Source organism: Cupriavidus sp. GW822-FHT02D05, assembly GCF_058802485.1.
The window spans coordinates 73,173-86,438 of sequence record NZ_JBXAOE010000002.1; the positions used below are offsets into that span (position 1 = coordinate 73,173).

16 protein-coding genes are annotated in these 13,266 nt (G+C 59.9%); 8 read left to right on the forward strand and 8 right to left on the reverse strand.

What is annotated here, in order from left to right; translation table 11 throughout:
* The first annotated feature begins 9 nt into the window (after positions 1-9).
* The 3 genes from AC1RQK_RS02740 (at position 10) to AC1RQK_RS02750 (ending at position 1,500) form a co-directional block, all read left to right on the forward strand.
* Positions 10-573: a hypothetical protein gene (locus tag AC1RQK_RS02740; RefSeq protein WP_492370666.1), complete on the forward strand. Its 564-nt coding sequence runs from the start codon at positions 10-12 to the stop codon at positions 571-573.
* Between the two features lie 211 nt (positions 574-784).
* The gene (locus AC1RQK_RS02745; RefSeq protein ID WP_492807567.1) at positions 785-1,165 is read left to right on the forward strand and encodes a helix-turn-helix domain-containing protein; all 381 of its coding nucleotides are present in this window, start codon (positions 785-787) and stop codon (positions 1,163-1,165) included.
* Between the two features lie 101 nt (positions 1,166-1,266).
* The gene (locus AC1RQK_RS02750; RefSeq protein ID WP_174424498.1) at positions 1,267-1,500 is read left to right on the forward strand and encodes a DUF2188 domain-containing protein; all 234 of its coding nucleotides are present in this window, start codon (positions 1,267-1,269) and stop codon (positions 1,498-1,500) included.
* 70 nt (positions 1,501-1,570) lie between these two features.
* Here the strand turns inward: AC1RQK_RS02750 and AC1RQK_RS02755 are convergent, their stop codons facing one another.
* The gene (locus tag AC1RQK_RS02755; RefSeq protein WP_492807569.1) at positions 1,571-2,002 is read right to left on the reverse strand and encodes a GNAT family N-acetyltransferase; all 432 of its coding nucleotides are present in this window, start codon (positions 2,000-2,002) and stop codon (positions 1,571-1,573) included.
* A 331-nt stretch (positions 2,003-2,333) separates the two neighbouring features.
* On the opposite strand from AC1RQK_RS02755, the gene AC1RQK_RS02760 reads away from it, so the two are divergent.
* Together AC1RQK_RS02760 and AC1RQK_RS02765 are read left to right on the forward strand one after the other, a co-directional pair.
* Positions 2,334-2,669 carry a hypothetical protein gene (locus AC1RQK_RS02760; RefSeq protein WP_492370670.1) on the forward strand — a complete coding sequence of 112 codons (336 nt, stop codon included), beginning with the start codon at positions 2,334-2,336 and terminating at the stop codon, positions 2,667-2,669.
* Positions 2,670-3,073: 404 nt separating this feature from the next.
* Positions 3,074-3,826 (forward strand): carbonic anhydrase family protein, encoded by a 753-nt coding sequence (locus tag AC1RQK_RS02765; RefSeq protein ID WP_492807855.1) that lies wholly within the window; start codon positions 3,074-3,076, stop codon positions 3,824-3,826.
* 150 nt (positions 3,827-3,976) lie between these two features.
* Here the strand turns inward: AC1RQK_RS02765 and AC1RQK_RS02770 are convergent, their stop codons facing one another.
* From AC1RQK_RS02770 to AC1RQK_RS02790, 5 genes are all read right to left on the reverse strand, one after another.
* A complete protein-coding gene (locus AC1RQK_RS02770; protein ID WP_492370671.1) occupies positions 3,977-4,444 on the reverse strand; it encodes a MarR family winged helix-turn-helix transcriptional regulator in 468 nt (155 codons plus the stop codon).
* A 14-nt stretch (positions 4,445-4,458) separates the two neighbouring features.
* The gene (locus AC1RQK_RS02775) at positions 4,459-5,232 is read right to left on the reverse strand and encodes an alpha/beta fold hydrolase (RefSeq protein WP_492370672.1); all 774 of its coding nucleotides are present in this window, start codon (positions 5,230-5,232) and stop codon (positions 4,459-4,461) included.
* 771 nt (positions 5,233-6,003) lie between these two features.
* The gene (locus tag AC1RQK_RS02780; protein WP_492370673.1) at positions 6,004-6,423 is read right to left on the reverse strand and encodes a hypothetical protein; all 420 of its coding nucleotides are present in this window, start codon (positions 6,421-6,423) and stop codon (positions 6,004-6,006) included.
* Positions 6,424-6,868: 445 nt separating this feature from the next.
* Entirely contained in the window at positions 6,869-7,108 is a 240-nt protein-coding gene (locus AC1RQK_RS02785) for a hypothetical protein (protein ID WP_416048280.1), read from the reverse strand.
* Positions 7,109-8,208: 1,100 nt separating this feature from the next.
* A complete protein-coding gene (locus AC1RQK_RS02790) occupies positions 8,209-8,676 on the reverse strand; it encodes an RcnB family protein (RefSeq protein WP_492370674.1) in 468 nt (155 codons plus the stop codon).
* A gap of 1,360 nt (positions 8,677-10,036) precedes the next feature.
* Here AC1RQK_RS02790 and AC1RQK_RS02795 point away from each other — a divergent pair.
* A complete protein-coding gene (locus tag AC1RQK_RS02795; RefSeq protein ID WP_492807573.1) occupies positions 10,037-10,393 on the forward strand; it encodes a hypothetical protein in 357 nt (118 codons plus the stop codon).
* A gap of 48 nt (positions 10,394-10,441) precedes the next feature.
* Here AC1RQK_RS02795 and AC1RQK_RS02800 read toward each other — a convergent pair whose 3' ends face one another.
* Positions 10,442-10,699: a hypothetical protein gene (locus tag AC1RQK_RS02800; protein ID WP_492807575.1), complete on the reverse strand. Its 258-nt coding sequence runs from the start codon at positions 10,697-10,699 to the stop codon at positions 10,442-10,444.
* A gap of 218 nt (positions 10,700-10,917) precedes the next feature.
* Between AC1RQK_RS02800 and AC1RQK_RS02805 the strand changes: the two genes are divergently transcribed.
* Positions 10,918-11,121 (forward strand): hypothetical protein, encoded by a 204-nt coding sequence (locus AC1RQK_RS02805; RefSeq protein WP_416048276.1) that lies wholly within the window; start codon positions 10,918-10,920, stop codon positions 11,119-11,121.
* Positions 11,122-11,225: 104 nt separating this feature from the next.
* Here AC1RQK_RS02805 and AC1RQK_RS02810 read toward each other — a convergent pair whose 3' ends face one another.
* Positions 11,226-11,702, reverse strand: a complete 477-nt coding sequence (locus AC1RQK_RS02810; protein ID WP_492370677.1) for a hypothetical protein — start codon at positions 11,700-11,702, stop codon at positions 11,226-11,228.
* Between the two features lie 477 nt (positions 11,703-12,179).
* On the opposite strand from AC1RQK_RS02810, the gene AC1RQK_RS02815 reads away from it, so the two are divergent.
* Complete coding sequence (locus AC1RQK_RS02815) at positions 12,180-12,590, forward strand: hypothetical protein (RefSeq protein WP_492807577.1); 411 nt, start codon at positions 12,180-12,182, stop codon at positions 12,588-12,590.
* Positions 12,591-13,266: the final 676 nt, after the last annotated feature.

Consider the following 13,266-nt stretch of genomic DNA (forward strand, 5'->3'; position numbering starts at 1 on the left):
AGGTAATCTTTGGCATCGACTTCCCTGAAGCTGCACGACCAAGGAAACTTCATGCTCATAGGACTCTGCGGCCGCCCGGGCTCCGGCCAGGACCTCATCACGAACTACCTGGCTTGCGGGAACCACGCCTTCCACGTCATCACCTTCGACGCCCCGCTGCGCCACATGATCCAGGCCTGTGCGGGCATCCATGAGACATACTTCGGCCTGGCCAAACTCCATGACGTCATCCCGGCGCTGGGCAAGTCACCTGCCCAACTGCTGCGCACGCTTCGGGAATCATGGAACCGTGCGCCGATGGATCCGGATGTATTGGTCAGGTACTTCGCGCAAACGCTGGCCCGGCTCGATGGCCGCGATGTTGTGGTCCCCGATGTGTCCACGCAAGCAGAGGCTGAGTTCATACAAGCGCGCGGCGGACGGTTGATCCGGGTCGTTTCGCGACGCGGGCTGGGGGCTGAGCCGTTGATCAAGCGCGCATGGATTGATCTGGAGCTGGCGGTGGGTGAGGAGTCGGACTGGTCGTATGCGGAGATTGATGCGATCGTGGGCGAGGACGTTTTGGTGGGTTGACGGGTTGACGGGTTGACGGGTTGCGACGCCGGCCAAAGATCAAGGTTCCGCGCATCGGGTGCGACGGCAACCAGCAAACAATATTTGCACAATTGTTAGCCGCAATGGCTAACATGAAGATGCACACGATCGCGTTCACCAGGCAATCGGCCTGGCCGCCCAAGCCATGCCCGCAAATGCCGCGGAACGCCCATCGAGGAGGTGCCTTTCCATGATCAATATTCAGTTCATCGAACGTGACGGCCACCCCGAGTTCGCGGTAGTGCCTATTGAGGTGTGGGAGCGGATCAAGCACCGGGTCGAGGATCCGGGCGATGTCACGCTGCCAGACCACGCCAAGACCCAAGACAACACCTTTCGGATCCCCGCCGCCATCCTGGACGCCGAACTCGCCGGGGATAACCCGGTCAAGGCATGGCGGGAATATCGCCGCATGACCCAGGATGCGCTGGCGACAGCGGCAGGCCTTAGCAAGCCCTACCTTAGCCAGATAGAAAACCGCAAACGCGATGGCAGCCCGGAGGTTTTCCAGAGCTTGGCGGCGGCGCTGCGCGTCCCGCTCGACGTATTGGTCGGACAGCCGGAAAAATAGCGCGACATCCGATGTCCAGACGAAATATCGGATACCTCCCGCCATCCCGCGGACAGAACATCCCCTAAAACAGCAGTAGCGCACTGCTCAGAGAGACAACCATGGATTCGATACCGCAACGCAACGTACACGTCGTGCCTCATGGCGACGGGTGGGACATCATCCACGAGGGGGCAAAGGGTGAAAGAGCACACTTCCTCACTCAGGAAGAAGCGGTGGAAGCCGCGACGGTGATTGCACAGCGCGAGAAGGTGGAACTCCTGGTGCACGGCCAGGATGGCCAGATCCGTACGCGGAACAGCTACGGGCGAGACCCAAGGAGCATAAGGGGCTGATCATGCCCCAGGTGGCTGGCGTCCAGGACCTCGCGCGCCAGCCTACCCCGTGCAATAGCCACTAGCGGGATCAGAGCACTTTCTTCATCGAGGGAGCAGGATGGAGAACATAGCGCTCGCGCTCATAGAAAGGAATGGCCTCCGGCCGTGCGTCGAGAAACACAGCAGTCATATCGCGCGCACGCGCGTCGGCTTCCGCATATGCCATCAGGGCGTGACCGGCACCACTTCCCCGCGCTTGCGCATCGACCACAAGGTCATCGACGTGCAGGTGTGCCCCGCGCGCCAACGTATGGACGGGCCGCATCCCCATCACGCCGATAAGCTTGCTGCCTTGAAAAGCGCCAACAAGCTCGTAGCCAGAATGCGATTGCCGGCGGGCTCGGCGCAGGAACTCGGCTTCATCCAGCGAGCGCAATTGCGTGATGACAGGAAAAGCTTGCCGCCATTCCGCCGGGGAAAGCCTTCGGATATCCAGACTGGTGCTGCGATTTGCAGTCATCGTTTCATTCCTTCCTCATCGCCGAAATCCCGATTTTGGCACAGGCTTTAGCAGCCAGCATCCAACGTGCACGGCGAAGTCACCCGCTATCACGTAATGCCCCAGCACTCTCCTGCTTGGGGCGATTCTTTCCGGATGCCCAGCCGGCGCTATCTCCCTCGTCGCCATATAGCCCACGCCGCAACGCGCTCAGCCCTCCCCCTCTACGGCGGGGTACTGAAACTGGTGCGACGCACCACAATCAATAGCGGCGACGGATTGCCCCTTTGCCCTCTCTCGAGGGTGTAGCAACCACCTTGCCGCCCCCCCTTTCACCCAACCGGAATGCAGCATGAGAATTACTCCGATTCTTGCTCTAATGTTGGTGCCGGGCGCAGTTCACGCCCAACTCGCGGCCTACAAATCTTCCGGATCGGCTGGCTACGGTGGCTATGCCGCCGCCTCGCAGCAGCACGGCAGCACGGCCTACGGCTCAGCACAAGGTCAGGGCAATTCGCTCTCTGGCGTAAACGGCGCCATTACGCAGCGCTATAGCAATGCCACTTCAGGGCATCAGCGAGAAGAGTTGACCGCTGCGCAGACTGCGGGAGCTTCGCGGGACTACGGCGGCGGTGGAAGCAAAACCTCGTTGAATCCGTCGACAGCCCGGGCTCAGCCGGGCAAATGAATAGGAGCGACGCCGCCGTGCCGAGGCCATGAGCGTCCCCGTTCTCTTGCGTGCCCAAAACGATACGCGGCGCCGGCAAACTCGAGCGGCATGCCTGCCTGGCGCTCAGGCACATAGATCTGAGTTGCCGCCTCATCCCCGAACTTTCCGCGCGAGTCCGGCTTCCGCTTCTGTATAAACGAAGCGATATCGTCCGCGCTGACCTGCCCCCCCCCAATGGACCAAAGTCCTATAGCCTGGGAACCTCACTTCAAATACCATGTGTTTGGGGCTAGCTGCGAAGCAGGTGGCTTGGCGATCTGCTGCTGCCTATCCGGGAGCCGGCGCCAAGAGAATCGCCCATGCACGACAGCACCGCGATGCTGGCAACAACGATCGCCTTGCGGTTGTTTGCGGAGGATGAAATGCACAAGAAGACTGACTGTTGTCCAGCGACGTCCTCCAACAGCGTTGGAAGACGTACCGTACTGAAGACTGCGCTTGGCGTCGCAGCCATTGGGCTGGCGGGAACCATGGGGGGCGTTGAATCGGCTTACGCGGCGGCGCTATCGAAGTCCGAGCGGGACAAATTGACACCGGACCAGATTATCGAGAGCCTTAAGCAAGGAAATAGACGTTTCCGTTCGGGGAAGATGCTACCCCACGATTATCTGGCACAAAAAAGAGTGACTGCCGGCGGGCAGTATCCAGCGGCGGTGATCTTGAGTTGCATTGACTCCCGGGCTCCGGCCGAGATCATCCTTGACACGAGAATTGGCGATACTTTTAACGCGCGTGTCGCGGGCAATATTGTCAATGACGATCTCATTGGAAGCCTGGAGTTCGCCTGTGCAGCGGCCGGCGCTAAAGTTATCTTGGTGCTGGGGCACACAGGATGCGGGGCAATCAAGGGCGCGATTGATCACGTTGAACTGGGAGACCTGACCGGTCTCTTGGCCAAGATCAGACCGGCTGTGGATGAAACGCAGTACTCTGGTGACAGAAGCAGCAAGAATGATGAATTTGTCGATGCGGTGGCACAAACCAATGTTCGGCGCACGATCGACGCGATACGAAACGGGAGTAGCGTGCTGGCGCCGATGGAGAAAGATGGAAAATTAAAAATTGTCGGAGCGATGTACCACTTAAACGGTGGGGTTGTCGAATTCCTCGCCTGAAAATGAGACGCGGCACGGAGAAATCTGACAAGCAGTCGGGGCGTTGAATCGAGAAGCGCGATTCAATGCGGGACAAGCTTCTCCTTGGCAGGTTCAAGCGTATAGAGGAAGGTGCGCATGGGCGTTCTACCGTAGCACCAGCGCCCTCGCTTATCGCTTGCCGGGGCTAATTGGCGTCGCCTCGACACAAGAGATGATTTCTTCGATCGTTGTTTTGCACTGGATGAGCTGTTCAGCGCTGAACTTCTGACTGACAGCATTCGCCCAGGCCGCTTGACGCGTTGCCAATAGCGCCACAGCGGAATGGCCTGCGGCGGTTGGGGCGAGCAATTTGGCGGATTTATGTGATGGATTGTCGATAAACATCGCTAGACCCTCGCCTACCAGGACATCGGCTAGACGCTGCACACTTTGCCGGGTTAGCCCCATGAAGCGCCCAATCTCCGCGACAGTGCGGTGTTCATGGAGCACGGCTCCAAGAACGCGCCAACGGGCCGCCGTCAATCCCGCTGGCGCAGCGATCTGTTCGGCTGCTTCCATGAAACCGCCCTCGAGACGGAACACCATCAGCACAATATCCGTCAGAATCATGCCCGCTTTGGTCTTATTGACAGTCATTCCCGAACTCCTTCCTATTGGACGCTAGCGATGAAACGCAGGATTTCTCGCTCGACGCGATCGGGCTGGTCGAGCTGTATCCAGTGCCCGGTATCGGCCACCACGGCATGCGGCAACGCCGGGCGCAGCGCATGGAGCGCACTTGGCTTGTCGTTTGCGCTGCTGACCAGGAGAAAAATGGGGCCTTTCCATGCATCGAGCGCAGCTTCGGGATTCCAGCTTGCGAACGCGGCCGCAAATCCCAGCCGGGCTGCCGGGTCAACCGCAGCACAGTCTTCCAACACTCTGGCCTTTACCTGTGGGTTGTTGCCCGCAATCGAAGCATAAAACCCCCGCTGCACATCAAGGCTCGCAGGCCCATTCAGGGCCTCAAGAAACCCGGCGCGAACATCAGCAGGAAGCGCCCGTGGATCCGTCGCAGGATCAAGCAGGAACAGTCCCGCCACCCGGCCCGCGTGCCTGGCAGCATATTCCAGCGCAGCCGCACCACTGCCGCTGTGTGCCACGACAATGAACCGATCAAGTTTCAAGGACGCGGCTGTATCGCCAATGTCCTGTGCTCGCCCCGCATAGGAATAATCACCATCCGCAGCAGGGGCACTATCTCCGCTTCCCCGTGAGTCAACCGCATACACCCGCCTGCGTCGCCCGATGCGTTTGAGCATCTCCGACCACTGGCTTGCTCTGCCCGAGTCCGCATGCAGGAACAGCACGGGCAGATCGGTGCCGTCACCCGCTTCAAGCAGCGCAAGATTGCCCTGCGTTGCAGCGACTGTTGTCTGCTTCATCGTGATCTCCTGTATCGATTCCGCGGCTGTCGCGGGGAAATTGGTGAACCCTCGGCAACTGGGATCAGCAGTGCAATAGACAGCATCAATAGCTTGCCCGGGCGCATCACCAAAGCGCCGAGCCACCCATCAATTTGACAGGATACTGTCATTTTTACCTAATTGACAGCATCCTGTCAAATTGGGGTCGCGTTGGAAAACGGCTCTCCCGTCGTCTATGCCCGTAGCCCGCAGGCGGTTGCCTGCGTCCGCCAGCGCGCGGAGAGCGCCGGCGACAGGCCAGTGGCGGCCCGGAAGGCTGTTTCGGCCGCCAAGGCCCCAAAAAATGGAGAAGCCGGCACATGGCGAGCTTTGACTGAATTTAGGGACATCTTGTCATCTCGCTCTTACAAATTAAATTTGTTGCATACCAGATCTTAATTTGATTTAATTCGCGCCGCACGGCATCTGCTGTGCCCCTTTGCGCTCCTGCTTCTGCGCAAGACCGGCAAGGATCTCCCGTCTCGGCCGGTCTTTTTTTATGCCCACACCCGATACGGCGTGCCCGGCACTGGCGTGACAACGTTGCTGGCAAGCCGCTGATTGCCCTTGGCGCTCACTTGGGCCACCCAGCCCTGCCTATGATCAGGCGCAGCCCAACCCGCCCTGGGAGCCGGGCGGCTCAGCGAAATAGCGCTTACTGCGAGCGCCGACAACGGGCCGGCAGCCATAAAAAAAGCCACCATCGCGGGTGGCTTGCGTTTGCGGCCCTGGAGGCGGCGCAATGCGTCATTAATATTGGCAGCGAGTAACCGGCCCAGTGTTGATGCACCGGATCTGATTGCCGTCTTGTGGTGTCAGAGGCGCAGCTTGCGGCGCCACGTATTGCGGCATTTGACGCCATGCGTTCTGCTGTTGCTGCAGTTGCTGGTTTTGCTGCTGCAATTGCGCGTTGAGCTGCTGCATTTGCTGGACAGTCATCTGCTGATTGAACTGATACATCTGCAACTGCTGATCGGTCATGGCGTCTCTGTATCCGGTTGCCTGACCGTCCGAGTTAAAGCACATGATTCGACTTGGCGAAAGAACCCTGTATCGCTCACATGTCGAATCGCCTGCCATGTAATATCTTCCGTTCACGAAGTTCGGCGCCGCCGAGCTTGCGCAGCCGGCGACCGTTAACGCTAGAAAAAGCGTTGTCATTTTTTTCATGGGTTGTTTCTTGAGCCCTTGTTGCGACGCGCGTTCGTCAGCATCGTCCAAAACCGCTCGCGATTTTCGCAATCGTTGACTCGTCATGCAAGCGGCATTGCGGCAGCCAACTGTCGGCGGCCCCCCCTCGGACAACATGATCTGCCCTATGAGCGGCGTACAGGCATTCGCTCATGAACCGCCTCCACGCCCCAGGCAAGGAAAAACGGATGACGGTGATTGTGCCGCGGGCGGAATAGGATGACTGGCTGGCCTGCCGGGATCCGGAGCGGGCGCGCGAGTTCGACGGCTCCAAGCCGCGGCAGGCTGACCGTGGTACCCGCCGGAGCATCCTGTTCGGCATGCGGTCAGGTTCGGCAGTACCCGCCACTGCCGGCAAAGATGCTGGGAATTGCTGCGTAACAGCCACACAGCGCGTTCGTGGATGTCTGCGAAAGCCGGAGGCCTACTCGGCAGTCACATAGACCAAGACCGCCAGGTCCGCGCCGACCACGTTCGCCTGGATCGTCGGGCTCAGGCTCAGTTCCTTTACCAGCCAAGGCTTGCCGCCAGCGTCCGGCAGACGAATGACCGCACCAATAGCGAGATGCGCGATGGGCGCGTCTGCGGTCAGTTCAGCCACGAGAACGGGGGCGCCGGCGGGCGTGGCGTTGGTTACATCAATGAAGGTGTATTTGAAAGCCATAGCATCTCCTAGGAAGGATCCGCGACCGCGCGCTGAGACTGGCCACTCCGACTTCATCTTGAAGCAGCTTCTCTCAACGAATGGCTGCATTGAGCGACACGTCAAATTAACCGCCGTCGCTGGAAACCAAGACTGCAGATGTGGGACTCCCCGCTGTAGTAGGACTCGACCCGCGTACCGGCCGTTGGCGCGATGCTCGCCGACCTGGCGCCCCCGTTAGCCTCGTCTGGTCTTCGGGGAACTGGATCGGAGCATTGACACTATTTCATCAGGGAAATCACAATGGCGATCACCCCAATTGCCGCAAGGGTAACGATCACAAAGAGCAGCATGGGCTTGTCCGAGCTGGGTAGTTCAGCATCCTTCAAGCCATACGCAAATGCTATCGGGTGCGCACTGATTTCATGCCGGATTTCGTCCTACAGGCGGTTCGTCGTTGCGAGATACCATGACAGCAAGTCGGGGATGCGCCTGCCGCCTCGGGATTTGCGCGTAGGCCGCATGCGGCCAGCCTGAGACCTTTTATTGAGCAGAAGGCACCCGCAACGCGGCCGCCTACATCGCAGCTGCGCGTGGCGCGTTCCCTTGCTTGACTCTCCACAAAACGGAGGAGCGGGCATTCCACCGGGCCGGTTTGAGCCAATCTAATCAAGGCCAGCAGCCTGCGTCGTGCCAACGAGTACTGCCAGGGGCAAGGCAAGGAAATGGAGGCGGTTGACATGAAGACCCACGGCGCTCGCGGGTGGACCCCACTTGAGTCAGAACTGACGTTCTAATGCGTCGCCCCGCCTAAGGCGCAGGCTCTTGTCCGTGTCAACCTATGTCAGGACTTGACACGCTCGGGCACGGCGGGAATGGCCTACACTGGTTGTATAGTCACCCAATAGGAGGCGCCATGGTTGCCTCGCTAGTCGTCCTGCTCGTCGGATTAGCGCTATGCGCGATCGTTGTCTGGGTGCTCCGCGAACATGATCCGACCCTGCTATCGGCACAACAGCGTGCCGTCCAGACATGGTTTGACCACCTGATCCATCGACACTAAGGGCTTATCGTCAAATCATCGCAGCCCGCCACCCGGCGGGCTTTTTGCTGTGCGCAACCTAGCGCCCGATGACCACCTGGAAGACCACGCCGGTCGGAACGGCGACGAGAAAGTAATCCCCGCCAACGCCCACCCACTGGTATCCGCGCGGCGGAGGCGACAGCCGATAGGCGCGCCAGTCATCGATCACGTACTGACGCTGACGGTATTCCGGGGGGACCCTTTCACCCTTGTGCCAGCTGCCAGGGCCCGGACGATCGGCGCGACGATCAGGGCCATACCTTTCGTCCATCTGTTCCCTGCCCCTGTCACCTTCCCAGCCTCTGTCACCTTGCTGATGGTGGTCACCATGCCGGCCGCGGTCGCTGTAGCCGTGCTGGCTATCGTGATCTTGTCCCTGATCATGACCCATGGGTGGCCTTCCGCGATCATCGCCGCCAGGCCCCCTATCTTGGGCATAGCCCGCAATCGAAGTGAGAGTACACGCCGCCAGCGCCAAGCTGGCGAACACCTTGATCTTCCGCATCTCGATCTCCTATAGCCCACGTGTGAGGACCTATGCGATTCAGTCTATCCCGCCCCCCCGCGCCGACACGTTACGAAATCGTAACGTGTGCATCACAAGACCATTGGCGCCCTCACCCGCGCATCTTAGGCGCAACGCACGGACAGCAAGAACGCCGGCGAACTGAGCTCTCACCTGACAAGGTAGAGAATCACCCCCCTGCGGGTGCTTGCGCGGCCAGAGAATCCGGCAAGTCATTGATTTTAAATAGATTAGCAATGCCATGAGCAACCAGCCTCCCTTACCCACCTCAAGAGCGCAAGGCGAGAAGTGATCCTGCGCTCACCAACGTGGGAGCGGACCCAAGAGAAGCATCGCCTCACAGCCGCGCGTGCCAGAGAAGTGCTGCCGAAGGTACCCGGCCGATCTGTTCGACCGCTGGGAGAGCGTTTGGCATGAGGGCCGGTTTGATCTCGTCCCCGACTGCGTAGGAACGCACTACATTCGACACGATGAACAAGGCAATCAAGGCAATCGGACGGTAACGCGGGAGGACTACGCAGAGATTGCTAAGGTCCAACAAGAACGCCCCGGCATATATGTCGTCGTCCATGACCACTCATTCGAAGATAATCGAGCCTGGTTTCGCTTCGCGTTTAAGTGGACTGATACCGGCACGGGTGAGCCGCGCAGTCGAGCAGGCATGCAGTCTTACAGGATCGAATCGGGCAAGCTCTCCGCAGGTCAAATAAGGCTTCCGATGGCCCGGCGGTGTCGCCTCTGAAGCGGCGTCCGCCAGGGCTTGCTACGGACGGATGCGCAGGCGCCATGGTCTCGTTATCTGCGCCGGCCGTCCAGCCGAGCATCGGTGGAAAACCGGGCAACTACCCAATCGAATCCGGAAGCGTAAGCGGTGAGCGCATCTCCATCGAAGCGAGCCACTGGCTCGGAAATCAGGTGCGTATGGAGGGTCGCATTCATAGCCCAACCAGGATGTCCGGCACCTATACGCAAACAGCGGCCGCTGGCGCTTGCCAATGGGACGCCACGAAGAAGTCATCAGGAACGATCCTAAACCGAGACGACAGGCACGCCCACCGGCAACTCGGCGCCCCCCTTCCCCGATCAGCCGCAGTGCCGCGACTCGCCTCCCAGGTCGCGGCAATTTTTGTGCGGTACAACCTGTCCTGGAAGGCCTGTGGGACCCCGCCCTCTGGCGGCCGGCGGCGGCCGCGCCTACAACGGATGCAGAAACCCCACCGGAGCTCAGTATGCCGCCGCGCGCTCGTCACGCCAGGGGCCCCTCAGATTTGAGGCTGCCGTTTCCTGCGCATATGATGGAAACTGAGGCGGCGCCACTCGCGCCACGAAGGAAGGCGCCATGACCGCATCCCCCGGTGGAATCAACTGCGACTTCACAATGAAAGCCCTCCATATCGCTTCCTTTTTCCTCGCTACAGCCGCGCTATCCGCTCAAGCAGTTGAAGCGCCTGACAGCCAATGGCAGCGCGTTGGGTTGTCGCTATCCGAGCTTGTTGCACGTGGTTACGGCATTGCCGCGGTTACGAACGACTCGACTCCAATCGGGGTAGCAACCGAAACGTTCTTCCTCCAAAGGGGCGAAAGCGCGTACAAATGCATCGAGGTTCATGCCTATGATTCCAAGGCGAAAAAATCTGCAGTGCTTTTTGATTGCTTTGAACTCGTTACGCCCTACGTAACGCCTCGCACCAAGTGAGGCAAGTATGCGGGACAGGGCGCGCCGTCATGCGTCACCCTACACAGCCTATCTGCACACCCCTGCCGCCGCCTTCAGCCTGACCTCGTAGCCGGCACGCAGCGCCAGCTCGGCCAGGTCCTTGTCGCGCCAGCGCTCGATGAAGTTGAACAGCCAGCGCACGATGGCCCAGTCGGGCAGGCCGCAGGCGAACACAACGCCGAACAGCGCCACCAGGCCGATGTAGTCGTGCATCCGGGCCTGCAGCCCGAACTTCTGCACGACCGCCGCGCCGGCTACGGCAGCGCCGCCAATTGGTTCGGGCATTTGTGACCCCGGCAAAGAAGAAGCCAGCTCGGGGCGAGCCATGGCTTTGCGTCATTGCTGCCTATCCGGGCAGCGCGGAAACTGGCTTTGTGTGGAGAAAATGCTGAGGGGTGGGGAGTCATTCGAGGAACCCAAACGATCCCCCAATATTGGGGAATCAAAGAACGCAGACCGGCCGTACACTGCTTCCAACGTGTGCACCGCACCATGAGGCCGCTATGAGCATCTTCCTGCTGGGCTTCCTCGTCTTCGAGGCGCTCTGGTTCTTCCCATTCCGGAAGGTTTTCCGGACGGCTCGCTTCGAGTCGGGCTACGAGTATCTAGCCCTGATACCTGTATTTGGGCCTCTGGCCTGCGTCTGGATTCTCGCATTTAGGCCTTGGCCGCTGAAGTCGAGACTGGTGCGCACGCTGGCGCCCTAGACGAAAAAGCCACCCGGAGGTGGCCAAGAGCAGCAGCCGGTCAGGGCTGCGGAAAAGAGAAAGCCACCCGAAGGTGGCTGCATTCCGGCAAATCGGTTCTGGTTCTACTGTGGTCGCTTTATCTGTGGAAGCGACTCCTGGAATCCGTGGAGCAAACAGCCGACGAGCGCCGGACCGTAGTTGCTATCCGGACTATCTGGGATCTTCCATTCGAAGAAGCCATCCTCGGCAAAGGTTGCGTTCCCCTGATCCTCGATCAGAATCACGTGGAATGGGACCAGCCGGATCATCTCATCCGCGCCTAGAATGAAGCGCGAGAATTGGTACCGCCCCACGAGGCGTCCATCCCACTTCGCAAAGCCGAACTGGGCATAAACGCGGCCGAAGCTAGTATTGAGCTCGAAACTCTCTCTCTCGTCACCCGGCAAAGCTGGGCCTTCCACCGCGGCGCGGGCCATGAATCCCTCCTGAGCAAGACATTCGCCCACGAACTTCATGAACCGCCTCGCCTGCGCGCGAAGCATCTCGGCGCGCATGGCGTTTTTCTTGGCGGCGTCGCCCTGCACTTTTGTGGCTTCCATGTCAGCTTCATGAGAGTGAAGTGATGCTCAGTCTCCGACGCGCTGGCGGTGTCTGCAATAGCCCTTTATGGGGGAATGTAGATCGCTGGATCGGGGTGGTGTGGCGAAACGACAAATACGGAAATCCCACAAGAGGAAATGCGCCATAGGACTGGCGACAATGGTTTCCAGCAGCAGGCACACGGGCCCGGGGAGACTCCGAAAGCACCGATCCAATCGTTGCTGCTACCCACGCCCCTTTGATGGTGCGCGTCTCGCCGGCATCCTGATACGTAAACCTCCCAAATGCAGTGCCGCGAGCATATTGGAATGCAAATGACTGCCATACCAATTGAGCGTGAGGCCGCGAGATGGTTGCCGACGCCAAGCGCGTTCGCGTCGCCGCAGAGGCCCGCGCCGCCGGTATGCAGCATGTGCAATGGCCGAGGCGAGATCAGCGGCTTCGTCGGCGCCGATTGCGGGCTACCAGACTGATCCGTGCCCGGACTGCGCCGCTCGCCGGCGCCGTGCGAACACCCCAATAGGATAGCCAACTACGACGATATCTCCTGCGAGACATGCGGCCATGTGCTGACGGATGAACAGACCCGCGTTATCGAGTTTGTCTGCGGTCAATATGAGCACCGCGGACTAACTGGCGGCCCCAATGCCTTGCGGCCCCTCTTGGCCGGCCATTCTCGTGACGTGACGAAAATGGCCGCCGACCATATCGGTGATGCCACCGAAAAGGCCGCAGAGCAGCCCAGCGAGGACAAGCGCGATGCCGAGCGGTATCGGTGGTTGCGTCGGGCCGGAAACACCAAGGCTATAGCGATAGTTGACGCGGCTTGCCCTGTGGAGATGGACGCCGCCATGCGCGCCGCAATCGCCAAGGGAGAGACGAAGTGATCGCCGCGCGCAATTCAGCAGCGGCCCTTCTTCGCTTGCCCAGGCGGGCAAAAGGACTCATTCCCGCCTTGGTCAACTCGACAATTCCCCTTCTTGGCTTGCCCGGGAGGGCAGCCGTTGCCTTGGCCACTGCCGTAGCCATCGTCATAAGGAAGCACTGCACAGCCGCTGAGCAGTGCGCCACAGGTGATCAGCAGCAAAAGAATGGGTTTCATGGCTCGTTTCGCAGGGGAACTATTGATTTCGAGACAGCATACCAGTCGCAATCCACCTCATCGCGAACACGGGATGCGAAGCAATTCAATGATCCGCCGCCATGCCTCGAGTGCTCGGCCACTGACCGTTACCGTCACTATCGTGACTCTGCGCCACACCCTCACTGAGGCCGCCCACATCGCACTTCCCCAGCCCGAATGCATCTTCATACGGGGACGCGACGCAAAGCCTGAGAAATGCGCCGCAGGCAACGGCGATGGCGAGAACGGTGATCATTGGTCGGCAATCGAATTTGGGCGTCGGGGGCAAACAGGCTACCAGCATCAACCAATTTCGATTGCAAAGAATAGTCAACAAAAGCCGAGGTGTTCGCAAGATCCGCCGCAAATACAAGACGCTCGGCTTCTGCTGCGGCGCCATGGGCTTCAGAAGGCTGCTTCCCAGGTGGGCAACATGGTGG